This is a genomic window from Thauera sp. 2A1 (genome assembly GCF_009469595.2).
Lineage (GTDB): Bacteria > Pseudomonadota > Gammaproteobacteria > Burkholderiales > Rhodocyclaceae > Thauera.
In genome coordinates, this window is the sequence record NZ_SSXV01000009.1 from 62,890 (window position 1) to 89,574 (window position 26,685).

Below are 26,685 nucleotides of genomic sequence, written 5' to 3' on the forward strand. Positions count from 1 at the left end.
AGTGCACCGGAATCAACAGGAGGGGGCCGCCGGAGGCAGCGCTCCGCGCGGGAAACAGCAGAGGGGTGCGGCAGGCTCAGGCCGCTTCGAAATGCTCCAGCATCAACTGCACCGAGGCGACGCCGTTGTACTCATTGACGCCCAGCCGGTAGGCGGCGCGGATCTGTGCCGCGGCGCCGTCGGCGTGGTTGAACTGGATGGCGTCGTAGCGGGTGCCGTTGCGCGACAGCTCCAGCTTGAGGTGCTTGTCCTTCAGCAGGCGCTGGCGCTCGACGCGGAACACGTCGTCGAACGTCGGTGCGGGGAAGCCCTGACCCCAGATCTCGCCGTCGAGCATGCGCACCGCGTCGAGCGCGAAGTAGCCCGATTCCAGGCTGCCGTCGGTGTCGATGCGGCGTTCGCGGTCGGCCGGTTCCAGCAGCTCGTTGACGACGTCCTCGAACACGGACTTGAAGCGGGCGAGCTCGCTTTCCATGATCGTCAGCCCGGCCGCCATCGCGTGGCCGCCGAAACGCACGATGAGGTCCGGCTCGCGCTTGGTGACGAGGTCGAGCGCGTCGCGCAGGTGCAGGCCGGCAATCGACCGCCCGGAGCCTTTCAGCTCGCCATCGTTGGCGCGGGCGAAGGCGATCGTCGGCCGGTGCAGGCGCTCCTTGATGCGACCGGCGACGATGCCGATCACGCCCTGGTGCCAGTCGGGCTCGAACAGCGACACCGTGGCGGCGTTGCCGGCGTCGAAGCCGGCCAGCCGCGCCAGCGCATCCTCCTGCATGCCGGCCTCGATCGCGCGCCGTTCGCGGTTGAGCTTGTCGAGTTCCTGGGCGATGTTCATCGCGCGACCGGCGTCGTCGGTGATCAGGCATTCGATGCCCAGGCTCATGTCCGACAGGCGCCCGGCGGCGTTCAGGCGCGGGCCGATCATGAAGCCGAGGTCGGTGGCGCTGGCGCGTGCCGGATCGCGGCCGGCCACCGCGAACAGCGCGCGGATGCCGGGTTGCAGCCGGCCGCCGCGCATGCGCGTGAGCCCCTGCGCGACGAGGATGCGGTTGTTGCGGTCGAGCTTCACGACGTCGGCCACCGTGCCGAGCGCGACGAGGTCGAGCAGGTCGGCGAGGTTGGGTTCCCTGCCGCCGGCAAAGGCGCCGCGTTCGCGGAGTTCGGCGCGCAGCGCGAGCATGGTGTAGAACATCACGCCGACGCCGGCGAGCGCCTTGCTGGGAAAGTCGCAGCCGGGCTGGTTGGGATTCACGATCACGTCCGCCTCGGGCAGCACGTCGCCGGGCAGGTGGTGGTCGGTGATCACGGTGGCCATGCCGTGGGCGCGCGCGGCGGCGATACCTTCCACGCTGGCGATGCCGTTGTCCACGGTGATCAGCACTTCGGGCTCCAGGCGCGCGGCGATCTCCACCATGGCGGGCGTGAGGCCGTAGCCCAGCGTGACGCGGTCGGGCACCAGGTAATGCACGTCGGCGCCGAAGGCGCGTAGCGCGCGCATGCCGACCGCGCAGGCGGTGGCGCCGTCGCAGTCGTAGTCGGCGACGATGACCATGCGCGCGCCGGCCTCGATGGCGTCGGCCAGCAGTTGCGCAGCCTCGTGCGTGCCGCGCAGCGCCTCGGGCGGCAGCAGGTTCTTCAGGCCGGTGTCGAGCTCGTCGGCGCGGGCGATGCCGCGCGCGGCGTAAAGGCGGGCGAGCAGCGGATGGATGCCGGCGTCGGCGAGGCGGGCGTACGCACGCTGTGAAACGGCGCGAGGCTGGATGCGGGTCATCGGTGGGAACCAGAGGAGGGCGGTGGCGTGTCGGGCAGGGCCAGCGGCGCGGGCGCGAGGGACTTCAGCAGCGCCTCGAAGGCGTAGGGCTTGCGCCAGAACTTCCAGCGGTCGGTGCTGCGCACTTCGAGCTGCAGCGTGCCGCGATCGCCCGGCGCGATCAGTTGCAGGCTGGCCAGTTCGCCGCCGCGGACTGCTGCAGCGAGGGGGGCGAACCAGTCGCGCTCGATCGCCTCGAGGCCGCGGCGCCAGGCCTCGAGATCGAGCTGCTGGGCGGGCTTGCGCAAGGCATCGAGCACGACCAGGGTGTCCTGCCGCAGCGCGCCGGCGAGGTCGGGCGCTGCGACCGGAACCCCGGCCGCGCGCGCGAGACCGACGCTGAGCGGGTCCTCGGCCTGCACCAGCCTGGCCGGGGTGGCGGGCGGCCTGGCGAACTCGCCGGCGCCCCACAGCCAGATGCTGTTGACCGCGCGCAGGCCGGCTTCCTCGCGCGTGCGGCTGCGCGCATGGTTGTGCAGCACGATCTGCGCCTCGTTCATCGTGCGCTGCCACAGCCGCGCCTCGTCGCCCTCCGGCAGGAAGTGCTTGACGGGGCGGCCGATCACGTCATCCAGCGGGTACAGCGTGACGCGTGCGGGCTTGTCCAGGCGCAGGTACCAGCGGGTGGGCGTGCAGGCTTCGAAGCGGCCGAGGTCGGTAAAGATCTCGTTCAGGGATGCGACGAGCTCACCGGCCTCCTCGACGTCGAGCTCGCCCTCGGGGAAGGCCTGCAGCAGCATGTGCTCGCGGGCGAAGGACAGATTGACCGGGTCGGCGCACAGCCAGTGGCCGCCGGGCGCGGGCGCTGGCGCATCCGGTTCGCCGAGGCGGCGCAGCATGGCCATCGGCATGGCGTTCGCGTCGAGACCGAACAGGCGTGCGAGCTGGTGGTCGTAGGGCTCGAAATCCCTTACCTGCCGCTGGCCGCGGCCGAGCAGCGCAGCGAGCCCTTCGAGCGGCAAGCCGGTGGCCGGGCCGAGCAAGGTGGCGGTGGGCCACAGGAGGCCGGGGATCAGGAGCTGGATCTGCATCGGATTGGAAAGCTCAGAAGCGGCGCGAGTCTAGCACGCAGGGACGGCGGTGGCGGCCGCGCCGTCAGCCCTTGCGCAGCGCGAGCAGGATCAGATCGTAGGTGGCGGGAAGCTGTCCGTCGGCGCGGCGATGGGCGTCGTAGCGGCCTTCCAGCATGCGCCAGCCGGCACGCGTCAGCGCCGGGCGTGGCTCGCTGCCGACGCTGTGTGCGCCGATGGCCTTGATGTCGCGCAGCAATTGGCGAAGATCGGGTGCCAAGGCGTGCACCGGCTGCGAATCGGCAGCGACAATCTGCAGGCCGGCGACGGCTGTCGTGTGGCGCCAATGTTCGATGGCATGGAAGCGGATCACGTGCTGCGCACCGTCCACTGCCGTAAAGGCGTCGCGCAGTTCCCATAAGGTGGCGGGGCCCAGGGTGGCGAGCCAGGCGACGCCGCCGGGGCGCAGCACCCGGGCGATCTCGGCGAGGGCGACAGCGGGGTCGCACCATTGCAGCGCCAGGCTGGACCAGACCACATCCATCGCGCCACCGGCCAGCGGCAGGGCTTCGAGGTCACCACAGAGCAGGCTGGTGTCGGTGCCGGGCCGGCGGGCGGCGAGGCGGGTGAGCATTGCCGGGGCGAAATCGAGTGCGTAAAGCTCGGCGCCGGGGCACAGCGAGGCGAGCAGATCGAGTCCGTAGCCGGTGCCGCAGCCGGCGTCGAGCGCGCGGCGAGGCGCGCCGATACACGGCACGCTGCTGGCGAATTCGGCCAGCCGGTGGCAGATCTCGCGCTGCACCACGGCGGCGCCATCGTAGCTGTCGGCGGCGCGGTCGAAGGCGCTGCGCACAGCCTGCTTGTGCAGCCGCCTACTCAAGGGCGAAGCGTCCGATGGCGGCGGCGCAGTCCGCGGCCCGAGACAGGAAAGGCGCGTGGCCGCAGTCCGCCAACGGCATCAGCCGGGCGTGCGGAAGGTGCGCGGCCAGCCACTGCGCGGCGGCAAGGGGCATCAGCGCGTCGCCTTCACCATGCAGCAGCAGGGTCGGTTGCGTGATGCGCACAATCGACGGCCTGAGGTCGGTTTCGGTCAGCACCTGCAATCCGGCCGCGAGTGCGGTGGCGCCCGCCGCGCCGGTGTCGCTCAGCGCTGCGGTGAGTGCCGTCGTGACGGTGCGCCGGCGAGCATCGCCGAGCGCCTGCAGGGCGATGAAGCGCTGCATCGTGGCTGCGGGGTCGTACGTGAAGCGGGTGGCGAAGTCGTGCGCGACCGCCGCGTCCAGTCCATGCGGCCAGGCATCGCCGTGATCGCTGGGCGTCGAGACGAAACGCGGCGTGCTGCCGATCAGGATCAGCCGCGCAACGCGTGCGGGGTGGCGCGCTGCGAGATCGAGGGCGGCCATCGCGCCCAGCGACCAGCCGCAGACCACAGCCTCGTGCGGGATCTGCGCGAGCAAGGCCTCCGTCCAGGCGGCGATCCCGGGCTCGGCAGCGGGTGCCTGCGCGTGACCGGGCAGGGCTGGCGCGCTCACATCCAGCAGCGTCTGCGGCAGCGCTTCGAGGAGCGGCTGCCACACTGTCGGCGTGAGGCCCCAGCCATGCAGCAGAACCAACGGCCGGCTCAACGGTCAGCTCCCTTTAACGGGTAGATGCAGGGCGGAAGCAGGGCGAACGGCGGCATGAGTCGAATCCGGCGGCAGGGCGGGAAATGTCGCGCAAAGCGGCGGGCGCTGTCAAACCGGGCCGGACAAGCCACGCTCGACCGATACAATGGCGACCATCATGAATGAACTCAGTCCTTCCACCGCACCGGCAACAGGCGACGGCGTCATCGCGACCGTTGCCGGCCGTCGCGCCGCGCCCTTCCTGCCCATGTCCCGCGCCGAAATGGACGCGCTGGGCTGGGACGAATGCGACGTGATCCTCGTCACCGGCGATGCCTACATCGACCACCCCAGCTTCGGCATGGCGTTGATCGGCCGCCTGCTCGAAGCACATGGTGTTCGCGTCGGCATCATCAGCCAGCCGGACTGGCAGTCGGCCGAACCCTTCCGCGTGCTCGGCCGGCCGCGGCTGTATTTCGGCATCACCGCCGGCAACATGGATTCGCTGGTGAATCGCTACACCTCCGACCGCAAGATCCGCTCGGAGGACGCCTACACGCCCCACGCCGAAGCCGGGAAACGGCCCGACCGCGCAGTGACGGTGTATGCACAGCGTGCGCGCGAGGCCTATCCAGACGCCCACATCGTGATCGGCAGCATCGAGGCCAGCCTGCGGCGCATCGCGCATTACGACTACTGGTCGGACAAGGTGCGGCGCTCGGTGCTGCCCGATTCGAAGGCCGACATCCTGCTGTTCGGCAACGCCGAGCGGGCGCTGATCGCGCTGACCCGTCGCCTTGCGGCGGGAGAGCCGATCGAGCACATCCGCGACCTGCGCGGCACCGCCTTCATGGTGAAGCCCGGCTGGCTACCGTCGGCGGAGTGGGAGGAGATCGATTCGCTGGCGCTCGACAAGCCCGGCCGCGTCGACCGTCACCCCGATCCCTACGCGATGGAGCCGGCGCAGGCGCAGCAGACGGCGGATCGTGCCCAGCCGGTGCGCATCGTGCCTGCCGCCGAGCGCGTCGCCGCGCGCCGCGCGAAGCGCGAACATCAGGTGATCCGCCTGCCAGGCTACGAGCAGGTGCAGGACGATGCGGTGATGTATGCGCACGCCTCGCGCGTGTTCCATCTCGAATCCAACCCGGGCAACGCGCGTGCGCTGGTGCAGCGCTACGGCGAGGGGCCGGGCGCGCGCGACGTATGGCTGAACCCGCCGCCGGTGCCGCTCTCCACGCCGGAGATGGATTTCGTCTACGACCGGCCTTACGCGCGCGCGCCGCATCCGGCCTATGGCGATGCGCGCATCCCGGCCTGGGACATGATCAAGTTCTCGATCAACATCATGCGCGGCTGCTTCGGCGGCTGCACCTTCTGCTCGATCACCGAGCACGAGGGGCGCATCATCCAGAGTCGCTCGCACGATTCGATCATTCACGAGATCGAGGAGATCCGCGACAAGTCGCCGGATTTCAAGGGCCACATCACCGACCTCGGCGGACCCACCGCGAACATGTATCGCATGGCCTGCAAGAGCAAGGCGATCGAGCAGAACTGCCGGCGGCTGTCGTGCGTGTATCCGGGCATCTGCGAGAACCTGGACACCGACCATTCCTCGCTGATCGAGCTGTACCGCAAGGCGAGGGCGGTGCCGGGCATCAAGCGCATCACCATCGGCTCGGGCCTGCGCTACGACCTCGCGGTGCGCTCGCCGGAGTACGTGAAGGAGCTCGTGACCCATCATGTCAGCGGCCTGCTGAAGATCGCGCCGGAACACACCGAAGAGGGGCCGCTGTCGAAGATGATGAAGCCGGGCATCGGCACCTACGACAAGTTTGCCGAGATGTTCGAGAAGTTCTCCAGGCAGGCAGGCAAGAAGCAGCACCTGGTGCCGTATTTCATCGCCGCCCATCCGGGCACGACCGACGAGGACATGCTCAACCTGGCGCTGTGGCTGAAGCGGCACAATTTCCGCACCGACCAGGTGCAGACTTTCCTGCCCACGCCGATGGCGATGGCCACCACGATGTACCACACGCGCAAGAACCCGCTGAAGAAGGTGTCGGCCGAGTCGGAAGTGGTCGAGACCGCGCGGGCGGGACGCATCCGCAAGCTGCACAAGGCCTTCCTGCGCTGGCACGATCCGGAGAACTGGCCGATGTTGCGCGAGGCGCTGAAGCAGATGGGCCGCGCCGAGCTGATCGGCAACGGCCCGAACTGCCTTGTGCCCCGCCACCAGCCGGCCGGCGCTAGGCCGGCGCCGCCGCAGCGAAAACCCGATTGCGGCCGGCCTGCTTCGCCTGGTACATCGCCGCATCGGCGCGCGACAGGGCGTCCTGCATCGCCTCGCCCGAAGTCCAGGGGGTGACGCCGGCACTGAAGGTGATCACCACCTTGTCGTTGTTGGCCATGAAGAACTCGCGCGTGAGTTCGCGCTGCAGGCGCACCAGCGCCTGATTGGCCTGGTCGACATCGGTGTCCGGGAACAGGATCACGAATTCCTCGCCGCCGTGGCGCGCCAGCGTGTCCTGCGGGCGCAGGTGCTGGCGCACCGTGCGCGCCAGCATCACCAGCGCTTCGTCGCCCGAGTGGTGGCCGTAGGTGTCGTTGAGGCGCTTGAAGTTGTCGATGTCGAGCAGCGCGATGGAGAGCGCCGAGCGGCGGCGATCCGCCCGGGCGCGCTCCTTCTGGCACATTTCCTCGAGGCCGCGCCGGTTCAGCGCGCCGGTGAGCTGGTCGTGCCGCATCAGGCGGCTTGCCTCGTCCAGTTCCCGCTGCAACTGCGAGATTCGGGCTTCGGCGGCGTGCGCCTGCTCGCGCACGACCACGAGCTCGTCGCGCGACTGCTTTGCCTGTTCCTGGATTGCGCGCGTCTCGTTCATGACCTCGCCCAACAGCGGCCCGATGGCGTTGATGTCCTTGGTTTCGGCGATGCGTTGGGCAAAGCTGCCGATGCGGTCATGATAGGTGCCGGTGCTTTCTGCGAAGCGTGCAAGCTGGTCGACGAAGCCGGCAAGCATCTCGCGCAGGTTTCGCTGGGCCTCGACCAGGTTGTGCTTGAGCTGGCTCTGCTTGAAGATCAGGCCCTTGAGCTGCTGCTCGGCAGCATCGAGGGTGCGTGGATTTGGCGGTGCCTCAACGATTTCGCGCAGCATTTCGATCTGGCCGCTCAGCCAGGTGTCGTCGATGACGAGATCGTCTATGTTGCGCAGCAGCAGGCGAAGCAGATCGAGCAGGCCGGTGCGGATCTCGGCGTCGTCCGCCGCAGCGTTCTCGAGCTGCTCCGCGTAGCGTCGCAGCGGGCGCTTGAGCGCGGCGAGCGCGGCGGCGTCCTGTGCGCCGCGCACGGCCATCGCGAGCCGCGCGGCCTCATCGAAGAGCTCGGGATTGCTGCCGAGAAAGGCCGGAATCACGTCTTCGAAAGCGAGCGCCAACAACGTACGCAGCCCTTCGACAAGTTCTCCTGCGCCAGGTGCCTCCGCCAGCCGCGCGCCGATCACCGTACGCGTGGCTGCCGAAGCCGCCGAGCTGGGTGCGCCATCTGCCGGGCCGGACGGCTCGGTTTCGGCCGTAAGCGGAAGCTCGCTGTCCGATGGTGCAAGGCTCCAGCTCTTGAGCAGACCCTGTAGCCGACTGAAAAGCGTGGTGGCGTCGCTCGCACTCAGCACACGCTCGAGCGCTTCGCGCTTGCGCGCGGTTGTCCAGCCCGTGTGGCGAGCTTCCCATTGGCGCAAAAGTTGGGAGATGAGTTCGTTCCACGGCGGCGCCTCGGCCATCTGGAGGCTGCCGAGGTAGCGCTCCAGCGCGTCGTTTCCGGCGCGAGCGTCCCCTGCGGCAAGCGCCTGGTCGAGGCTGCGCGCCATGCGCTGCCGTTCGGCGGTGTCTCGCGGCAGTCGGCGGGCGATCCTGCGAACGAACTGTTCCGGAAACGCATCCGCGTCAGCCTGGGAGCCGGCGATTTCGTGGTACAGGCGCTTGTAATTGTCGGGCGTTGGCGCAACTCGGCGCATGGCGAGCTGGCGCAGTGTCTCACGCGCGATTTCCGACGGATTGCTGAGTGTGGCCATGCTCGTCTGCTGCGTCGTCAGGGCAAAGGATGACTCTGGAATTATAGGGCCGGCAACTTGATCAAATGCGCGGATTCCTCGCACAAAGGTAGCGCTTTCCATCACGCGCTGCGCCTTCGAGATTGCCCGGGAAGGGTAGAATACGGGTCGATCTGTAACAAGTGCGCCCGCTGGATGTCAAGCGGGTGTCAAGCCCTGGCCAGTGATGAATACCGAAACCACACCCATCGAGACGGCCGAGGCCGCCCCGCAACAAAAACGCATCGAGCCACGTGCCATCCTGCAGCGCCTGGAAGCGTCCTCTCCCACTTTCCGCGATTGCAAGCCGCTTGCGCTACGCATCGACAAGGTCATTGCCGAGCGCTTCCCCGAGTTCGATCGCAAGAGCCTGCGTAACGCGCTGCACATGCACACCGCATCAACGCGTTATTTGAAGTCCATGGAGCGCGCGAGCGAACGGTTCGACCTCGACGGCAACGTCGCTGGTGAGGTGACCGAGGAGCAACGCACCCACGCTGCTGCGACGCTGAAGGAACGGTTCGCATCCGTCGCCCGCAAGCAGCGCGAGAAGCGCGAAGCGGAGGAGGCCGAGCGCCGCCATGCGGAAAAGCTCAAGCTGTTGGTGAACAAATTCGGCCGTAACGGGTGAATCGATGGATCAGTGTGCCCTGTCGCCGCGATCGCCCCGGGTGCGAAGCAGCCATACCGTGGTTGCGGCAGTGACCACCACCACCGTCGCCCCGCCGTTGTAGCCGACGCCGATCAGTAAGCCCGCCAGCAGCCCCATGCCCATCAGTACCCGGTTGATCTTCGGCTCCACGGTTCCGTCTCCTTGATGATTTACTGTGAAAATATACAGTAATCGAGTTGCGGGTCAAGGTACGTCTTCATGGCATTGCCTTGCGCTATAATCCGCGCTCGCTGCCGGCATAGCTCAGTTGGTAGAGCAGCTGATTTGTAATCAGAAGGTCGTGGGTTCGATTCCTATTGCCGGCACCATAAACAAGAAGGGGTTGCAGCGATGCAGCCCTTTTTTGTTTTTGGGGGATGATCACCGGGCCCACGGGGCACGGGCAGCGAGAGCCGGGTCGGCCTCGTCGCAGAACGGCACCATGCCGCCATGCGCCACCACCTGATGGGGAGCGCTGAGCATGATCGTGAGTGCAACACGGGCTATCCAACCCGCAGCAGTGATACATGCGGCGCCAAGGAGGGTGTCGCCACAGCCATTCGTGTCAGCCGGAAAAAAACCCGCCAGCGGCGGGTCGGAATTGGAATGTCACGACGAAACTCATCCGATCGTATAGCCGCCATCCACGACGATCTCCTGGCCGTAGATGTTCCTGGCACTGTCCGAGGCCAGAAACACCGAGAGGTCGGCGATATCCTCCGGCTGGCCGAACGCGCCAGGCATCAGCCGGGAAGTGATCTTGTCTGCAACAGCACCCAGAATTTCAGGCGGCAGGCCGACCGTTCCCCACAGCGGCGTCCCTATCGGGCCGGGTGCGATTGAATTCACCCGGATGCCCCGGGGGGCGAGTTCTGCTGCGAGGGTTTGGGAGAGCGACTTCAGGGCTGCCTTGCTCGCGCTGTAAATCGCCAGGCCGGGGAAGCCTACCTGGGTGAGGAAAGTGGTGATGAACTGGATCGATCCCCCCTTGCGGATGTGGGGCAGGAACAGACGAGCGGTTTCCGCCGCGCCGAAGAGATTGACCGAAAACTGGGTATTGAAGGCCTCGGCGGTGCTGTCCTCGAACGATACGACCCGCGCAATGCCGGCATTCGGAACGACGATATCGACGCACCCATGGGCCTGGACGGTGGCATCGACCAGGTGCTTCAGCGCTTGAGGTTGTGTCACATCGCCTGCCACGGCCTTGACCTGCCCGGGATAGGCCGCCTCCAGTTCTTTCAATGCGTCAAGATTGCGGGCGAACGCCACGACCTGCGCGCCTTCTTCCGCATATTTCTCGACGATCGATTTTCCTATCCCGCTACTGGCGCCAGTGACGACCGCCACTTTGCCTTCGAGCCTCTTCACCATACCGTTCTCCTGAAATCATCCCGAGCCTGGGATCGGGATCAGAGTGACGTAGATGAAAACGGTTCTCATTGACGTGCATCAAGATGGTGCTGGTCCACCCGGGCGTCGTCTGTCCATTCCACTTGCCCGCTCACTCGCCCCGTCCGCGAACTTGCGATTCCGACGGTGACGGATCGGCTGATCCAGCAAGGCCTGCCGCAATTCTTGCAGCCCACGATTGTTCGGATGTGCTCCGGACGCAGCTAGGGCTTTCGTCCGGAAACCGGCGCGCATGACGCCGTGCTGGATGTGCGGCGCAAAGTGGAGGACGGCTGCGGGGTGGTGGTCGAGGTCGTTGTGGATCTGGATCTCCAGATCTCAGTGGTGTCGAGCAGGCCGTCGTCATCCAGGTCGCCGATGTTCTTCCGATTTGTATCGAGTACGGCGGTCGGCTTGAAGTCGTCTTCGGTGAAGTCGGGCGTGGCATTGTCGTCGGTGACGACGATGGGGGAGAGCGGCACGCCGCCGGTGTTCTTGACCGACTAGGTGAATGTGACGGGCGTGTTCGGGCTGACGATCGTCTGATAAAGGCCGTTGGCGTCGGTGGTCGTGCTGGCCACGAGCACGCCGGGGGCGTTGTTCACGCACGTGTAGAGGCGCACGGTGGCGCCGGGTGTGTGCTGCGCTCTGTGCAAGAACGGCGCCACGCCGTTCAGGCGCCAGGGCGGGCCAAAGGAGGGGTGATGACGCCGGCAGGGAGAGCGGAAACAGGGCGGCCTTGGTTGCCCCGCGGGGCGTAGGGAGGCCGTTTTGCGAGCTGGAGTGAGACGGTGGCGACGCAAGGCACAGCGGTGCACGAGCCGAAGGACGAGCGCATGCCCGCGCAGGCGGCGGAACGGCGAATGCGTATTGTCGGTTTTTCTTACACTGACGCTGGAGGCGTTGAATGCGCCCGGAGGGGCGGCATCGGACCCGCAACGGCGAGCGGGGACCGGGCGCTGAGCATCAATGGCCGGGATGCGTGCGTGCCCGCCAGGCTTCGAAGTCCGTGCGTAGCAGGTAGGTTTCCAGGCGGTTGATGTTGCCGGGCAACTGCCGTCCTTCCCACTGTTCGGTAGCCCAGCGCTTGACGTTGGCGTGGAGTTCGCCGCGCTGGATGGCGTTGGCCAGCAGCACTTCCGCGTCGTGCTCGGACAGCGAGTCGTTCATCATCAGGCGTGCGGCCTCGAGCAGGGTCAGCGAGTTGGGCGCGGTTTCGTGCTTGATCATGTGCGTCTCCTGGCAGGAACGATGGCATGCGGTGAGGGGCCGAGGCGAGCCCGGCGCTTCTTGTCGCTCAGTGCGTCAGATCAAGGTGAGCCCGTACGGCAGTGCTTCGCCGAAGCTGCGGCCCTGGTCGGCTGCGTCGAGATGAGCGACTTCGCGCGTCATCGTAATCCAGCTTTGCGGCGCACGGACGGCCGTCAGACGCTGGGCGACTTCCTCCCTTAGCGTTGCTGGCAAGTCGCGCGCACGATCGCCGGTCATGCGGGCAATTTGCGCGGCGGCGAAGGCAACGGGTTCGACCGATTTCCAGTCCAGCGCGAGCAGCGGTGTCAGCCAGTCGGCGGCAACATCGGGCGGAACGACGTTGTGCGTGCTGCCATACAGCGACTGGCGCGCACCCACCCGACCCACTGCCCACCAGGTGTGGGCCTTCTCCGACGGCCGCTGCAGGCGCTCGAGCAGCCACTTGCCAACCTCGATGCGGTGCATCCCCGGCACCCGCTCGAGCGAGGCGGCCAGGCGCACCATGTCGTCGTAGCTGCCCTGCACCGGTTCGCGCTTGCGCGGGCTGTCGTCCGCGCCCTCGAGATGCCCGGCCAGCACCTCGAGCACCTGCAGTTGCGCGGCTTCCGCCAGGCCGCCGGCGCAGCGCCGCCACAAGGTCCACCATTCGCACCAGTTGCGCGTCTCGTGCACATACTGGATGCCTTGCGCAAACAGCGCCCACAACTGCCCGATGCGCCAGTCGTCGAGCGCCGCGCCGAGGCCGGGGCGCAGGCAGTAACCGGCCAGGTTCAGCCAGACCCGTTCGTGCTCGGGCGAGCGGCGGCGCCGGCGCGCACGTTCGAGCAGCGCGTCGAACAGCGCGCGCAGCAGCGCCAGGTTCCATTCTTCGCGGCGGCCGAGCAGGCGTTCCAGCCGGGCGCGCAACTGGCGCACGTCCCTGGCGTCGACATCCTGGGACTGGCTGCCGAAGATCCCGTCGATGAGGGCAATGGCCTCGGCGAGGCGCGGATGCGGGGCGAGGGCAGCGGACGACCCGCCGTCGGCGTCAGCCTCCCCACGCAACTGGAAAGCGAGTTGCCAGCGGCGGCCTGGGTCGTCCGTGGCGACGCACTGCATCTCCAGCGTGCCGACTTCGGTCAGCATCGTGACCAGGCGCACGGTGACCGCTTCGCGGCGACCTTCGGCGCTGGCCGGCAGGCGCGCGGCCAGCGCGGGCAGGCGGGTGAAATCCTCGTCGTCCAGATCGACCAGATCGCCAGCCTTCCGCGGCGCATCACCAGTCGATGAGACCAGGTGGAAACGCACGGGGTGGCCAAGGCGGAGCGTGAAGCTGCGCTCCGGCAGCGTCACGTCGATGCCGGTTTCGGTGCCGCGCGGCAGCACACAGATGGCGCGCGCCGCACCCTGTTCGCCCTCGAGCACGAGGAAGTGGCTCCGCGCCGAGCCGCCGCCGATTCCCGGGCCGAGGTTCGTGCGGCCCGCACGGACCAGGGCGAAGGCCACGGCGCCGCGCGCCACGGACACGTCGGGGTCGTCGTTGTGCAGCACGCGCGGCGGTGCGCCGCGCCATTGCGTTACAAGCGCTTCCAGCCGGCCGGCCAGCGCGCTGGCGCGGAACACCCCGCCATTGAGCAGCAGGGTGTCGGGGATCGGCAGCGCGGGTTCAGGCGGCGCTGCACCCCCCAGCGCCGCGCGCGCGGCCGAGACATGGCGATGCAGGAAGGCGGCCAGGTGGTGGCTGATCGCCGGGTCGGCCGGGTAGGGCAGGCCGAACTCGACGATGCCGGCGCGACGGCGCTGCGGCAGTTCGTCTGCCGGCGACAGAGGAAGAAAACCGTCCAGCAGCAGGCGCGAAACTTCGTCGCGCCCGAGCTCGACCGAGCGCGCGCCGCCGACGAGCCTGGTGCCGCCGCCGAGCAGTGTGACGGTGACGCGCTCGGGTGCGTCCGTCGCGAGCAGTTGCTCCTTGGCCACCCGACAGCGCTGCACCAGTTGCGAGAAGCGCGCGGCGCTCAGCCGTTCGCCGCCGCTGGCGATGCGCTTCTCGCACAGATGCGCCAGCGCCAGATCCATGTTGTCGCCACCCAGCATCAGGTGGTCACCGACGCCGATGCGGGTCAGGCGCGGCGGCGCGCCATCGGTTCCGGGTTCGACCTGAATCAGCGTCAGGTCGGTGGTGCCGCCGCCGACGTCGCACACCAACACCAGCCGAGCGGCGGCGAGTTCGGTTGCGAGGCTGTCGCGGTGGCGGAACAGCCAATCATGGAAGGCGGCCTGCGGCTCCTCCAGCAGGCGAAGCGTGGGGAGCCCCGCCATGCGCGCCGCTTCCACGGTGAGGGCGCGCGCGCCTTCGTCGAACGAGGCCGGAACGGTGAGCACCACATCCTGCCGCTCGAGCGGCGCGTTGGGGTGACGGGCGTTCCAGGCCGCGCGTACGTGCGCAAGGTAGCTTGCGCTGGCGACGACGGGCGACACCTTGGGTATTTCGTCGCTCGCGCCCCACGGCAGGATGGCTGCGCCGCGATCCACGCCAGTGTGCGACAGCCAGCTCTTGGCGCTGGCTACCACACGCCCCGGGACCTGGGCGCCGAGCTCGCGAGCGAAAGCGCCGATGACCGAGGCCACCGGCTCGCAGTCCGCATCGGCCTGCCAGGGCAGGGCGAAGCCGGTGGCGTCGATCTCGTCCGACGCAAGGTGATAGCGCACCGAAGGCAACAGCGCGCGCGCCGCTACCTGGCCGCGGCCGACCAACTGTTCGATGGGCAGCAGCTCGATGCGGTCGTCGCCCGCGTGGGCGAAGGCGACGACCGTGTTGCTGGTGCCGAGGTCGATGCCGACCGTGTAGCGGCTCACAATGTCCTTCGGATCAGCCCTGTTCGACGGTTTCCGCCAGCGCGGCGTCGAGCGCACCGGCGTCGCCGCGCACGTCGAACTGCACCTTCCAGCGCTCATCCCCGCCCACCGGCAGAGCTTCGAGTTCCAGCGTGCCGGCTTCAGTCACGCGCGCATGCAGGCGGACACGCACGATGTCGCCCGGCTTGCGGCCTTGCGCCGGCAGCGTCGCCTCGATCTCCTCGAGTTCCTGCAGTTCGTCCTGCGTCCAGAAGTCGAGCAGGGTGCCGACCTGGTCGTGGCGCCTGACCGAGGAGCCGAAGAAGCGGAAGCGCACCGGCTCGCCGACGACGAGGCCGAATTCCTGCGCCGGCAGGGCAGCTTCGGTGCCTTCCTCCATGCCGAAGGGCGCGACGCAAAGCGCCTCGAGCGGCGGCTCCATGCCCGGGATCGCCGGCATCGCCGACTCCACGCCCACGTAGTACGCGCGTGCCGTACCGCCGCGGATGCGGACCCCGCGTCCGCGCCGTGCGTAGCCGTAATAGGCGGCGCCGCGGGCGACGGCGAGATCGAGATCGGCGCCGCCGAGCAGGCGCGCGGGTGCGGCGCCGTCGGCCGCCAGCCAGCCGTTGAGCACATCCAGTACCCGCTCGGCGATCAGGTCGGACTTGAGCACGCCGCCGTTGAACAGCACCGCGGTGGGATGCAGGAAACTGCCCTCGACCGATTCCGTGAAATCCTCCAGTTCGGCCGTGGCGCCGAGCTGGCGCGTCAGGAAGGCTGCCAGATGGCGTGTGATGGCGGCGTCCTGCGCATAAGGCAGGCCAAGCTGGGTGAGCGCGCCGCGCGCGCGGCTCTGCGGCTGTTCGCTGACGGCCGCTTGCGGGAAGAAGCCGTCGAGCAGGCTTGCGCTGAGTTCCGCCCGGCTGACTTCGGTACGGATCGAACCGCCGATCAGCTTCGAGCCGCGGCTGGGCACGACCACCGGCACGCTGTCGATGGACGCATCGCCCAGCAGCGCCTCCTTTGCGGCACGGCAGGCATGGGCGAGCGCCCGCGTCTGCCACGGATCGAGTCGCGTGCCCTGGGCTGCGAGCTTGCGCGTCACGCCATAGGCGAGCGCCAGATCCATGTTGTCGCCGCCGAGCAGGATGTGATCGCCGACCGCGAGGCGGTGCAGCTCGAGATTGCCGTCGCGCTCGAGCACCGCGATCAGGGACAGGTCGGTGGTGCCGCCGCCGATGTCGATCACCAGGATCAGGTCGCCCGGCTTCACTTCCCTGCGCCACTGGCCGGCGCTGCGCTGGATCCAGCTATACAGCGCCGCCTGCGGCTCCTCGAGCAGCGTGATGCGCGGATAGCCGGCGGCCTGCGCAGCCTCCGCGGTGAGTTCGCGTGCGGCGGGGTCGAAGGAGGCGGGAATCGTGATGGTGACGTCCTGCTGCTCGAAGGGCGAATCCGGGTGCGCAGCGTTCCACGCGTCGCGCAGGTGGGACAGGTAGCGCGTCGAGGCCTCCAGCGGCGAGATGCGGACGACCTCCGCGGGCGCATCGGCGGGCAGGATGGCGGCGCGACGGTCCACGCCCGGATGGCACAACCAGCTCTTGGCACTGGCGACCAGGCGGATGGGTGTCGCCGCGCCGCGCGTGCGGGCGAATTCGCCCACCGCGTGGTCTTGCTCTGTGGTCCACGGCAGATGCAGGTCGCCGTCGGCCAGTTCGTCGGCGTGCGGCAGATAGAGGAAGGAGGGCAGCAGCTCGCGGGCCTCCACGGCGCCCGGCGCGGTGAGCTGGGGGATGGCGAGGATGCGCTGCTCGGCCTTTTCGCCATCGCTGTTGCCGATGTCGACATAAGACAGCGCGCAGTGCGTGGTGCCCAGATCGATGCCGATCGCGTAGCGTGCGCTGTTGTCTGCGGCGCTCACAGTTCCACCTCTGCCTGGGCGATCACGCTGGCATCGTGGCCTTGCGCCAGCTTCGGCAGGCGGCTGTCGGTGACACGCCAGCCGCGGTGGCCGAGGCTGCCGGTGAAGGGGGGCTGGCCGACCACGTTGCCGGTCAGGCGGATGGAGGCGGCGTCGAAGCCTTCGGCGAGCGTCACGCGGCTGCCCTCTGCCTCGGGGCGCACCGGCTCGACGCTGAAATGCTCGCGCAACACCTTGCGGCAGCCTTCATGCACCACGCGCGCTGCGGCGCCGACATCGGCGTCGGAATACGCCGCGACGTTTTCCTGGACGAAGTCGACGAAGCGCGCCTCGCGCTGCAGCAGACCGAGCAACTGCAGTGCGGCTTCGGGCGAGCTTTCACGCAGCACCGGCGCGGCCGCGCTTGCGTCGGCCTGCGCAACGGCCACGCCAGTGGTCGCTGCGGTGGCTGCGGGTGCTGACGCCTCCGGGTTGCGAAGCTGTTCGAGCCGGGCAGCGAGCTCGGGCTGGAACAGCACGGAGAATGCAAGGCCGACACGGCGCGCGAATGAGGGGGTCGAACGTGGCATGTAAGGGTCCTGTTGCCGGAGTTTGTTGCGACGCAATATAACCCAGCAGATGCCGGCTTCGATAGCCTTGCCTGCCTGAAACGGCGTTGCCTGCCGGCGCGCAAAGCATCGGTGACTGCCTGGTCGAAGTGCCAATTTGCAGTTGCGGCCTTGATACAAGGAGCTTGAATGTGTATAGTCTCTTTTCTCCGACGCGGGGTGGAGCAGCTCGGTAGCTCGTCGGGCTCATAACCCGAAGGTCACAGGTTCGAATCCTGTCCCCGCAACCAAATACGGAAACAGGCCGGCAGCGTAAGCTGACTGGCCTGTTTCATTTGTGCAGCCGGGATGGCCGCGCCGTCAGTCTGCGTCGCCGTGGCGCACCTTTCGCCGATGAAAGCCGATGGCAGGACCCCTACTGCGCTCCTCGGCTCGTTCTCGAATCAGGCTGTGGTAAAGCTCGGCCAGTCGCTCCGCCATGGTGGTATCCGCCCATTGCCGGCTGTAGCGCCGGGCTGACGCTGCAAGCGCCTGGCGGCGCAACGGTGCATTCAGCAGGCCAAGCAGTTCGGCGGCGAAGGCAGTCACGTCGTCTGCTGCAACGATCGCTCCAGACTGTGGCGACAGGATGTCACGCGTGCCCATTTCGGCGAGCGCGACCACCGGCAGCCCGGAGGCCATGGCTTCCAGAAGCACCAGACCCTGGGTTTCGGTGCGCGAGGCGAACACGAAAGCGTCGGCAGCCGCGTAGCAGTCGTGCAGTTCCCGCTGCCGCTCAAGATAGCCAACGAAGCGGATCACGCCTGCAAGCCCCCGCTGCGCCACGCTTCTTTGCAGCTCGGCCATGGCAGGCCCTTCGCCAGCGATCACGAGGATGAAATCCGGTACGGAGGTCGCCACGACGGCCGCGACATCGATCAGGAAGCCGATGTTTTTCTCGTGCGCGACGCGACCGATGAACAGCGCGACCGCCACTTGGGTCGTGATGCCGTGCGCGCGGCGGAAGGCGGCGCCGTCGCCCGAGCCGAAGGATTCGACCGGAATGCCGGTGGGCAGCACATGCAGCGGAGAGCGCACGCCATACGACGCGAGGCGATCGCGCATCGCGGTCGAGGGTACGACGACGCCATCGACCGCGTTGCATTGCGAGCACGACACCCGCCGCGCCAGCCCGCGCAGCAGGCCGGCGGGCAGGAAGGGCGCGTAGTGGTGCAGGTACTCCTCAAAGAATGTGTGGTAGGTCAGCAGCACCGGTCGTCCCAGCCGACGGGCCGCCTGGACGCCGGCATAGTGCGCGACGAAGGGTGTCTGGATATGCACCAGATCGCAGTGGGCAGCTTCGCGCAGGGCGGCCGTCCGTGTCCTGCGCCACGACATCAGCCGGTCTTCCGGGTCACGCGGGACCTTGGTGCCCGGCACGCGGACCGCTCCTGCTTCATCGACGCCATCGCTGCCCGTCCCGTAGTCCGGTACCACGATGCGCACGTCGATACCGCAGGCGCGAAGCGCATGGCGAAAGGTCGCGATTGACGTCGACACGCCATTGACGCGAGGGAAATACACATCCGAGACCATCAGTACCCGTTTCATGAGCGCCGATCCTGGCAGCGTGGCGTTACGCGGCGGTGACGATCTGCGGTCGTGAGTCGTGCCGGCTGGCGTAGAATCCCGGCATGAAGACTTTCGCACGCCCCCACGGCGCGTGGCTGTGGCGCGGCCCGCTGCCGCTCATGCTTCGTCATGCTTCCCGTCTGTCACACACCCTCGTTGCGATCGCGATTTCATTGCCCTTGCTGACCGCCGGCGCGAACGCGCTCGCCGCGGAGGGCGAGGGCTTCGCCTCCTGCCTCGCGCGCCTGCGGCCCGAAGCGATGGCGAAAGGGGTGTCGGCAGCGACTTTCGACGCACACACGGCTGCGCTGACGCCGGACATGGCGGTGATCGCCTTTCTGGACGCTCAGCCCGAATTCGTCACGCCCATCTGGGATTACCTCGCCGCGCTGGTCGATGACGAGCGCGTCGCCGACGGCCGCGACATGCTGGCCCGCTGGCAGGAAGTGCTGGGACGGGTCGAGGGCGCCTATCGCGTCGATCCCGCGACGGTGGTGGCGGTGTGGGGCGTCGAGAGCAACTTCGGTCGAAATTTCGGCACACGTCCGCTGCTCACCTCGTTGTCCACGCTGTCGTGCTATGGCCGGCGGCAGGACTACTTCCGGGGAGAGTTCTTCACCACACTGAAGATCATCCAGGAGGGGCACGTCGCCCCGGAGCGGCTCACCGGCTCGTGGGCAGGCGCCTTCGGCCATACGCAGTTCATGCCTTCGACCTTCATGCGGCTGGCGGTGGATTTCGACGGTGATGGGCGTCGCGACCTGGTCGACAGCGTGCCCGATGCGCTGGCTTCCACGGCCAATTTCCTCAAGCGTGCCGGATGGCGTAGCGATCTGCCCTGGGGCTTCGAGGTGGCACTACCGAAGGGTTTCGACACGTCGGTGGCTGGGCGGCGCAACAAGCAGCCGATGCAGGACTGGGCAGCGCGAGGCATAAGGCGAATCGACGGCAGCGCGCTGCCTGCTGGCGAGATACCTGCCGCCTTGCTTTTGCCGGCGGGGCAGGGCGGGCCGGCCTTCCTCGTCACGCGCAACTTCGATGCGCTGTATTCCTACAACGCGGCGGAGAGTTACGCCCTCGCGATCGCGCATCTTGCCGATCGGCTGCGCGGTGGCGGACCTTTCGTTGCCGCATGGCCCACCGACGATCCCGGCCTGTCGCGTGCGGAACGGCGGGAGCTGCAATCGCTGCTGATCGGCCGGGGCTACGACATCGGCGAGCCTGACGGGATGATCGGTGCGCGTACGCGCGAGGCGATCAAGGCCGTTCAGACCGAGCTCGGCCTGCAGGCGGATGGTCGTGCGGGGCAGAAGGTGCTCCGCGCACTGCGCAGCGCAGCGGTGAGCAAGGAAGCGAGCTGATTCGTCTGCGCGACCGTCCCTGTCGCATCGTGCATGCGCGGCGGGACGGTCGTGCCGGGTTCAGCGAGCCGCGTCGCCGCTGACTGCCTGGCCGGGAAAGAAGCGTTCGGCGAGCTCCTCGAGCCCGAGGCTGTGCAGCAGTTTGACCAGCCGCTCGGACGGGCGGCGTCGCGGCAGATCCTTGTAGCTGGCGATGATCAGCTCGTTCTTCATCGAGTGTTCCCAGCCGACGAGCTCGGTGACGTTGACCTGATAGCCGTGCGACTCGAGCTGCAGGCAGCGCAGCACGTTGGTCACGTGGCTGCCGAATTCACGCGTATGGATCGGATGTCGCCACAGCTCGGTCAGGCTGCTCTTCAGCGATTGTTGCTTGTTCTTGCGCAGCACCGCCGCCACCTCGGCCTGGCAGCATGGCACCAGGACGATGAAGCGGGCTTGTTTCTTGAGCGCAAAGCGGATCGCGTCATCGGTCGCCGTGTTGCAGGCATGCAGCGCGGTGACGATGTCGATCCGTTCGGGCAAGCGGTCCGAAGTGATGGATTCCGCTACCGTCAGGTTCTGGAAGCGCATGCCGCGGAAACTCAGCTTGTCTGCAAGCCGTCGCGAACTCATCACCAGCTCGTCGCGCGTCTCGATGCCGTGGATGCGGCCCTCCGGCGCTTGCGATTTGAAGAACAGATCGTAGAGGATGAAACCCAGGTAGGACTTGCCGGCACCGTGGTCGACCAACTGAATGTCGGGATGCTCCGCAAGGACTTCGGTCAGCAGCGGCTCGATGAAGTGATAGAGGTGATAAACCTGCTTCAGCTTGCGGCGGCTGTCCTGGTTGAGCTTGCCGTCGCGCGTCAGGATATGAAGCTGCTTGAGCAGTTCTGCAGACTGGTCGGCGCGGATCTCGGGATGAGCGGTGTTCATCTTGCCTCGGCGTGGTTCGCGGCGGCGATCAGCGCGCTCGACGCGTATGGATCATGTAGTTCACCGAGGTGTCGTGGCCCAGTGCATAGACCTTGGTCAAGGGGTTGTAGCTCAGCCCGGCGGTGTCCTGCATGTCCAGGCCGGCATTGCGGCAATGACGCGACAATTCGGAAGGCTTCAGGAACTTCGCGTAGTCGTGGGTTCCGCGCGGCAGCAGCTTGAGCACGTATTCGGCGCCGACGACCGCCAACAGGTAGGCCTTCAGGTTGCGGTTGATGGTCGAGAAGAAGACGTGGCCGTCAGGTTTTACCAGCTTGGCGCAGGCGGCGATGGTGCTGGCCGGGTCGGGAACGTGTTCGAGCATTTCCATGCAGGTGACGACGTCGAACTGCGCCGGGTTCTCCGCGGCGAAGGCTTCTGCGCTCGTGTGCCGGTAATCGACCCTCACTCCGCTCTCGAACAGATGCAGCCGGGCGACGCCGAGGGCCTTGTCGGAAAGATCGATGCCGGTGACCTGGGCACCACGAGCGGCCATGCTTTCGGACAGGATGCCGCCGCCGCAGCCGACGTCGAGCACGTTCTTGCCCGCAAGCGCGGCCCGACTGTCGATCCATTCCAGGCGCAGCGGGTTGATTTCGTGGAGCGGCTTGAACTCGGATTCGGGATCCCACCAGCGATGGGCGAGTTCGCTGAATTTCTGGACTTCAGCCGGATCGGAATTGGTCGTGTTCATCGTCATCGGGGCCTTGCTAAGAATGGCGTTGTGACCACTTGCGGCGTGTATGGGTTCTGCGGCCGCCCTAAAAACAAAAAGCCCCGCCGAAGCAGGGCTTTCTGCGCACCGGGCTGAAGATTACTTCGAGCCGATGACTTCAACTTCCACGCGGCGATCCGGCTGCAGGCACTCGATCAGAGCCTTGCGGTTCTTGACGGTGTTGCACTTGGTGCCGGTGACGGGCTGCTTCTCGCCCTTGCCTTCGGTGTAGACGCGGTTCGCTTCGACACCCTTCGACACCAGATAGGTCTTCACCGCGGCAGCGCGGCGCTCGGACAGCTTCTGGTTGTAGGCATCGGAGCCCAGGCGGTCGGTATGACCGACGGCCAGGATCACTTCAAGCTTGACCTGCTTCGACTTGGCGGCCAGATCGTCCAGCTTGGCCTTGCCTTCCGGCTTCAGGACGGCCTTGTCGAAGTCGAACAGGGCGTCGGCAGAAAGCTTGACCTTGTCGGCGGTGGGCTTCGGCGCCGCAGCAGCGGCCGCAGCGGCAGCCGCGACCGGGGCAACGCACTTGTCCTTCGGAACGATGTCGCCGTCGCACTCGCAGCCCGCCGGGAACTGACCAGCCATCGCGGTCGAGGCAGCGGCCGGGCTCCAGTAGCCAGTGCGCCAGCACAGGCCGGTACCGCTACGGGCGACGACGTTGCGGGCGTCGATCACGTAGGGGATTTCGCCCTTGCCATCGACGACCACATCCTTCGCCTGCTGAGCGTAGGCGACGGGAGCAGTAAGGCCGATCGAAGCGATGGCGGCCAGCATGAGCATCTGTTTCTTGGTCTGTTTGATCATGGTTTCCTCTTTGAAGGCGAATCGCCGGAGTTGCCACTGCATTGGAGAAGGAAAACAGCAACGAATCGCCGTCTTCACGTCAGGTCGAACTTACTTATCCAGTTCAATTAGCGAGTCTAGTTTGCCACACCGTCGCAATTCTGAGCAATTCTTTGTCGCTTATTTGCAACAGCGCAACGCCTGCATCCACGCGGCTTTCGCCGTCTATCCACACATGGGATACCTGATCCCTGCCAGCGGCGTGCACCAGATGCGACAGGGGCTCGAAGCATGGGCGCATCGAAATGTCGGCCAGATTCACCGCGCAGAGATCGGCGCGTTTTCCACGCACGATCGACCCGATTTCGTCTCCAAGGCCCAGGGCTTCGGCGCCCGCCAGTGTCGCCATGTGCAGCGCTGAGTGCGCGGGAACCGCGGTGGCATCGCCGCTTGAGACCTTTGCGAGCAGGGCAGCGTGGCGCATTTCCTGGAACAGGTCGAGCCGATTGTTGCTCGCCGCACCGTCCGTGCCGAGACCGACCCGCACGCCGGCTTCGAGCAGGCGGGGCACTGGCGCGATGCCGCTGGCGAGCTTCATGTTGGAGGTTGGGCAATGCGCCACGCTGGCGCCGTGTGAGGCCAGCAGGTCGATGTCGTGGCTGTTCAGATGTACGGCATGCACTGCGACAAGATTGTCGGCTGCAATGCCCAGCCGCTCCAGCCGCGCGAGCGGGCGCAGGCCGTGCGCAGCGATCGACTCGCGGATTTCGCCGTCGGTCTCGTGAAGGTGGATGTGCAGGGGAAGATCGAGCTCCCTGGCGAGGGTTTGTGCGCGGATCAGGTTCTCGTCGGAAACCGTGTACGGCGCATGGGGTGCCACGGTGAATCCGATCCGCGGCTGCCGGCGCCAGCGGTCCCGGGCTGCCAGCCCCTTGCGCAGGTAATCGTCAGCATCGGTGGCGTAGGCGGTGGGAAAGTCGATCAGCACGATGCCCACCATTGCGCGCATTCCGACCAGATCGAAAGCCTGTGCCGCGGCATCGGGGTGGAAGTACATGTCGCTGCAGGTCGTGATTCCGCCACGCAGCATTTCGACGGCCGCGAGCAGGGTGCCTTCGCGAACGAAGGTGTCGGAGACATGCTTGGCCTCGGCCGGCCAGATCACCTCCTGCAGCCAGCGCATCAGCGGGAGGTCATCGCCGATGCCGCGCATCAGCGCCATCGCGGCGTGGGTGTGGAGATTGACCAGGCCCGGAATCAGCACGTGTTCGCCCAGGTCGACGACGCGCGCAGCCTGGACCGAGCGTCGTGCGAGATCGCTGGGCAGGACGTCGGCGATGAGGCCGTCCTTCACGGCGACTGAGTGGTAGTCGAGCACTGTGCGCGCCGGTTCCACTGGAATGACCCAGCGTGCGTGGATGAGGAGGTCGACTGAATTCAAGCGTGGTCCTCCGCATCGGCGCTGGGTGGGAGTTGCTGCTTCCACAATTTAAGCATGGTGACAGGACCGCGAACAACACGAGCCTGCTGCATGGCCGTGCGTCAGGGTTCGTGCCAGAATTGAGCCATCGAATCCTGAATGCGGACGCGTTTCGTCCGCCCTTTGCATGGCATGAACGGATTGCCGGAGAAAATCGGCCGCTATCGGATCCTGCGCCAGATCGGGCGTGGCGCGACGGCCATCGTGTACCTCGCCGAGAGTCCGGATTATGCGCAGCCGGTGGCGCTCAAGCACGTTCGCTTTGGCGACAAGTTACGCGACGAGGCGAAGTGGAATCGGCGCCTCATCAAGCTGCTCAAGGCGGAAAAGGCGGTCGCCAGTCGTCTCGAACATCCGAACATCATCCGCATCTACGATGCATCGATCGAGCCCGACCAGGCTTACGTGGTGATGGAATACTTCCCGGGCGAGTCGCTCGAGCGCTACTGCTCGTTCGAGCATCTGCTGCCCATCCACCGCACGATCGGCATCGTTTTCAAATGCTGCATGGCGCTGGACCACGCCTACAGGCAGGGCATCGTCCATCGCGACATCAAGCCGGCCAACATCCTGATCGATGATCAGGACAACGTGAAGATCACCGATTTCGGCCTGGCGCTGAACGTCAGCAAGCGGATGGAGACCGACTCCACCTTCATCATGGGCGTCGGTTCGCCGGCCTACATGAGCCCCGAGCAGGTCAAGGGATACCCGCTCAACCAGAAAACCGATCTTTATTCGCTCGGGGTGGTGCTGTTCCACCTGCTGACCGGACGCCTGCCATTTCGTGGGGCCAATCCGGCGCAGTTGATCTACAAGATCATCAACGCCGACCCACCATCCGTGTCTCAGCTCAACCCGGATGTGCCGGAGCAGATGGACGCGGTGATCCGCCGTGCGCTGGAGAAGGACCTCTATTCGCGTTACAAGAACGGCGCCGAGTTCGCAAAGGACCTGTCCGCGGTGCGCTACAGGATCCTCGACGACAGCTATGTGCCGCCCGACACGGAGCGCTTTGCCGCGCTTAGAAAGCTCTCCTTCTTCACCGAATTCGAGGACGTGGAGCTCTGGGAGGTGCTGCGCATCTGCATCTGGAAGAAGGCGGATGCAAGAGTCAGCCTGGTTCGCGAAGGTGATTCCGATCAGCGGTTTGCGATCGTCCTCGACGGGCGGGTCGAGCTTTCCGTTGGCGGGCGCAAGGTGGCGGAACTGGGCAGGGGCGAGGTTTTCGGCGAGCAGGCGTGGCTCGACAATCTCGAGCACCGCAACATGCTGTCGGTCGTGTCGCTCGCGCCGCTGACTTACCTGGAGATCAACCCGGCTGCCCTCGCGCTGGCAAGCGAGGAGGTCGTCGAGCGGTTCCGTACCCAGGTGTCGACCGTCGTCGTGCGGCGCCTCGCCGGACTCGCGCGCAGCCTGTCGCAGCACATGCCCGCTGCAACCGTGGGCGACCACACGGCCACGGGTGGGCTGGATCTGCGCCTCCTCGACGAATGACGCCAAGCAGAGGGCCGCGGACGCGATCTGCGCACAAGACGGTTGCTTTGCCGTGCCGACCTGCGGCCATCGCGGCTCAGCGGTCGTTCAGCGTGAGGCGCCCATCGCGAGTGCGCGGCCTCTGCTGGTGTCGAGCTGCGCTTGGTCGGCCGCGGGCGCTTCAATCCAGTTGCCGAGGTTTCGACGTGTCAGCGCGGTAAGGGCCGCGATCCACTCGTGGCGCTCGTTGAGGCAGGGAATGTAATGGAAGCTCTGGCCGCCTTGAGACAGGAAGGCGTCGCGGCATTCCATTGCGATCTCCTCGAGCGTTTCGAGGCAGTCCGAGACGAATCCTGGGCAGATCACATCGACCCGGCGCGTGCCACCGCGAGCCAGCGCCTCGAGGGTGGGCTGGGTGTAGGGCTGCAGCCACTCGGCCTTGCCGAAGCGGGACTGGAAGGTAATGAGCGCGCGCTCTGCAGGGAGGCTCAGGGCTTCGGCCACCAGGCGTCCGGTCTTGTGACACTCGCAGTGGTAGGGGTCGCCGAGATCGAGGGTGCGGCGTGGTACGCCGTGAAAGCTCATGACCAGCTTGTCGGGCTCGCCGTTCCGCGCCCAGTGGTCGCGAACGCTTCGGGCGATCGCCTCGATGTAGCCCGGGTCGTCGTGGAAACTGCGTACATAGCGGATTTCGGGCAGGTTTCGCCACTGCCGCAGGCAGTGTGCGACCTCGTCCATCACGCTGCCGGTCGTGCTCGATGAATACTGCGGATAGGCCGGGACAATGAGGATGCGAGTGCAGCCGCCGGCCCGCATCGCGTTGAGCGTGTCGGGGACAGAAGGATTGCCGTAACGCATCGCCCAGCGCACCTGCAGGTCGGGGTATCCCGCGTTGGTGAGATAGCCGGCGAGGAGCTTCGCCTGCCGTTCGGTGTGCACCTTGAGCGGCGAACCTTCATCCATCCAGATGCTCGCATACTTCGCTGCGGATTTTGCCGGTCGAACGTTGAGGATGATGCCGTTCAGGATCAGCCACCAGATGGGCCGCGGAATCTCGACCACGCGAGGATCCGACAGGAACTGCTTGAGGTAGGGGCGCAGGGCCCCTGCGGTGGGCGCTTCGGGAGTGCCCAGATTCACCAGCAGCACGCCGATGCGCGGGCGCGTGCCGTGTTCGTAGGCGGGTTCGGTCCAGTAACGGGCCATGAG

23 protein-coding genes and 2 tRNA genes are annotated in these 26,685 nt (G+C 66.9%); 6 read left to right on the forward strand and 19 right to left on the reverse strand.

The features are described 5' to 3' along the window. Window positions 1–76: 76 nt before the first annotated feature. The 4 genes from recJ to GH664_RS10395 all read right to left on the reverse strand — a co-directional run bounded on the left by recJ (window position 77) and on the right by GH664_RS10395 (window position 4,442). Entirely contained in the window at window positions 77–1,768 is a 1,692-nt protein-coding gene (gene recJ, locus GH664_RS10380; RefSeq protein ID WP_153168000.1) for a single-stranded-DNA-specific exonuclease RecJ, read from the reverse strand. Beyond that, complete coding sequence (locus GH664_RS10385; protein ID WP_153168001.1) at window positions 1,765–2,838, reverse strand: hypothetical protein; 1,074 nt, start codon at window positions 2,836–2,838, stop codon at window positions 1,765–1,767. Before GH664_RS10385 ends, recJ begins: the two co-directional genes overlap by 4 nt. A 64-nt stretch (window positions 2,839–2,902) precedes the next feature. Further along, complete coding sequence (bioC, locus tag GH664_RS10390; RefSeq protein WP_228111464.1) at window positions 2,903–3,697, reverse strand: malonyl-ACP O-methyltransferase BioC; 795 nt, start codon at window positions 3,695–3,697, stop codon at window positions 2,903–2,905. Next, the gene (locus GH664_RS10395) at window positions 3,690–4,442 is read right to left on the reverse strand and encodes an alpha/beta fold hydrolase (RefSeq protein ID WP_153168002.1); all 753 of its coding nucleotides are present in this window, start codon (window positions 4,440–4,442) and stop codon (window positions 3,690–3,692) included. Before GH664_RS10395 ends, bioC begins: the two co-directional genes overlap by 8 nt. 247 nt (window positions 4,443–4,689) lie before the next feature. Between GH664_RS10395 and GH664_RS10400 the strand changes: the two genes are divergently transcribed. After that, window positions 4,690–6,789: a YgiQ family radical SAM protein gene (locus GH664_RS10400; RefSeq protein ID WP_153168083.1), complete on the forward strand. Its 2,100-nt coding sequence runs from the start codon at window positions 4,690–4,692 to the stop codon at window positions 6,787–6,789. On the opposite strand, the gene GH664_RS10405 is transcribed toward GH664_RS10400, so the two are convergent. Next, entirely contained in the window at window positions 6,671–8,488 is a 1,818-nt protein-coding gene (locus GH664_RS10405; protein WP_153168003.1) for a GGDEF domain-containing protein, read from the reverse strand. The genes GH664_RS10400 and GH664_RS10405 overlap by 119 nt on opposite strands. A gap of 205 nt (window positions 8,489–8,693) precedes the next feature. Between GH664_RS10405 and GH664_RS10410 the strand changes: the two genes are divergently transcribed. Beyond that, window positions 8,694–9,137: a ProQ/FINO family protein gene (locus GH664_RS10410; RefSeq protein WP_153168004.1), complete on the forward strand. Its 444-nt coding sequence runs from the start codon at window positions 8,694–8,696 to the stop codon at window positions 9,135–9,137. A 9-nt stretch (window positions 9,138–9,146) separates the two neighbouring features. Here the strand turns inward: GH664_RS10410 and GH664_RS10415 are convergent, their stop codons facing one another. After that, window positions 9,147–9,308 carry a hypothetical protein gene (locus GH664_RS10415; RefSeq protein ID WP_194270378.1) on the reverse strand — a complete coding sequence of 54 codons (162 nt, stop codon included), beginning with the start codon at window positions 9,306–9,308 and terminating at the stop codon, window positions 9,147–9,149. Window positions 9,309–9,411: 103 nt separating this feature from the next. On the opposite strand from GH664_RS10415, the gene GH664_RS10420 reads away from it, so the two are divergent. After that, window positions 9,412–9,487: transfer RNA gene (locus tag GH664_RS10420), tRNA-Thr, on the forward strand. Window positions 9,488–9,779: 292 nt separating this feature from the next. On the opposite strand, the gene GH664_RS10425 is transcribed toward GH664_RS10420, so the two are convergent. The 7 genes from GH664_RS10425 to GH664_RS10455 form a co-directional block, all read right to left on the reverse strand. Beyond that, a complete protein-coding gene (locus GH664_RS10425; protein WP_153168005.1) occupies window positions 9,780–10,532 on the reverse strand; it encodes an SDR family NAD(P)-dependent oxidoreductase in 753 nt (250 codons plus the stop codon). A 242-nt stretch (window positions 10,533–10,774) separates the two neighbouring features. After that, window positions 10,775–11,032 (reverse strand): hypothetical protein, encoded by a 258-nt coding sequence (locus GH664_RS10430; protein ID WP_153168006.1) that lies wholly within the window; start codon window positions 11,030–11,032, stop codon window positions 10,775–10,777. A 21-nt stretch (window positions 11,033–11,053) separates the two neighbouring features. Next, window positions 11,054–11,206 (reverse strand): hypothetical protein, encoded by a 153-nt coding sequence (locus GH664_RS10435; protein ID WP_153168007.1) that lies wholly within the window; start codon window positions 11,204–11,206, stop codon window positions 11,054–11,056. Window positions 11,207–11,516: 310 nt separating this feature from the next. Next, the gene (locus GH664_RS10440; RefSeq protein ID WP_153168008.1) at window positions 11,517–11,780 is read right to left on the reverse strand and encodes a hypothetical protein; all 264 of its coding nucleotides are present in this window, start codon (window positions 11,778–11,780) and stop codon (window positions 11,517–11,519) included. 75 nt (window positions 11,781–11,855) lie between these two features. Further along, window positions 11,856–14,636 carry an Hsp70 family protein gene (locus tag GH664_RS10445; protein WP_153168009.1) on the reverse strand — a complete coding sequence of 927 codons (2,781 nt, stop codon included), beginning with the start codon at window positions 14,634–14,636 and terminating at the stop codon, window positions 11,856–11,858. A gap of 13 nt (window positions 14,637–14,649) precedes the next feature. Further along, window positions 14,650–16,539, reverse strand: coding sequence for an Hsp70 family protein (locus tag GH664_RS10450; RefSeq protein ID WP_153168010.1), 1,890 nt, complete (start codon window positions 16,537–16,539; stop codon window positions 14,650–14,652). Further along, the gene (locus tag GH664_RS10455) at window positions 16,536–17,108 is read right to left on the reverse strand and encodes a DUF2760 domain-containing protein (protein WP_153168011.1); all 573 of its coding nucleotides are present in this window, start codon (window positions 17,106–17,108) and stop codon (window positions 16,536–16,538) included. The genes GH664_RS10450 and GH664_RS10455 overlap by 4 nt, the downstream gene beginning before the upstream one ends. A gap of 192 nt (window positions 17,109–17,300) precedes the next feature. Between GH664_RS10455 and GH664_RS10460 the strand changes: the two genes are divergently transcribed. After that, window positions 17,301–17,377, forward strand: a tRNA-Met gene (locus tag GH664_RS10460). Between the two features lie 70 nt (window positions 17,378–17,447). On the opposite strand, the gene GH664_RS10465 is transcribed toward GH664_RS10460, so the two are convergent. After that, window positions 17,448–18,677: a glycosyltransferase gene (locus GH664_RS10465; protein ID WP_153168012.1), complete on the reverse strand. Its 1,230-nt coding sequence runs from the start codon at window positions 18,675–18,677 to the stop codon at window positions 17,448–17,450. A 140-nt stretch (window positions 18,678–18,817) separates the two neighbouring features. On the opposite strand from GH664_RS10465, the gene GH664_RS10470 reads away from it, so the two are divergent. Further along, window positions 18,818–20,059, forward strand: coding sequence for a lytic murein transglycosylase (locus GH664_RS10470; RefSeq protein WP_153168084.1), 1,242 nt, complete (start codon window positions 18,818–18,820; stop codon window positions 20,057–20,059). A 60-nt stretch (window positions 20,060–20,119) separates the two neighbouring features. Here the strand turns inward: GH664_RS10470 and GH664_RS10475 are convergent, their stop codons facing one another. The 4 genes from GH664_RS10475 to GH664_RS10490 form a co-directional block, all read right to left on the reverse strand. Continuing rightward, window positions 20,120–20,974, reverse strand: a complete 855-nt coding sequence (locus GH664_RS10475) for an SAM-dependent methyltransferase (RefSeq protein WP_153168013.1) — start codon at window positions 20,972–20,974, stop codon at window positions 20,120–20,122. Window positions 20,975–21,002: 28 nt separating this feature from the next. Then, complete coding sequence (gene ubiG / locus GH664_RS10480) at window positions 21,003–21,707, reverse strand: bifunctional 2-polyprenyl-6-hydroxyphenol methylase/3-demethylubiquinol 3-O-methyltransferase UbiG (RefSeq protein WP_153168014.1); 705 nt, start codon at window positions 21,705–21,707, stop codon at window positions 21,003–21,005. Between the two features lie 120 nt (window positions 21,708–21,827). After that, entirely contained in the window at window positions 21,828–22,541 is a 714-nt protein-coding gene (locus GH664_RS10485) for an OmpA family protein (protein WP_153168015.1), read from the reverse strand. A gap of 103 nt (window positions 22,542–22,644) precedes the next feature. Continuing rightward, the gene (locus tag GH664_RS10490; protein ID WP_153168016.1) at window positions 22,645–23,961 is read right to left on the reverse strand and encodes a TRZ/ATZ family hydrolase; all 1,317 of its coding nucleotides are present in this window, start codon (window positions 23,959–23,961) and stop codon (window positions 22,645–22,647) included. Window positions 23,962–24,132: 171 nt separating this feature from the next. On the opposite strand from GH664_RS10490, the gene GH664_RS10495 reads away from it, so the two are divergent. After that, complete coding sequence (locus tag GH664_RS10495; RefSeq protein WP_153168017.1) at window positions 24,133–25,497, forward strand: serine/threonine-protein kinase; 1,365 nt, start codon at window positions 24,133–24,135, stop codon at window positions 25,495–25,497. A gap of 87 nt (window positions 25,498–25,584) precedes the next feature. Here the strand turns inward: GH664_RS10495 and hemH are convergent, their stop codons facing one another. Next, window positions 25,585–26,682 (reverse strand): ferrochelatase, encoded by a 1,098-nt coding sequence (gene hemH, locus GH664_RS10500; RefSeq protein ID WP_153168018.1) that lies wholly within the window; start codon window positions 26,680–26,682, stop codon window positions 25,585–25,587. Window positions 26,683–26,685 lie beyond the last annotated feature (3 nt).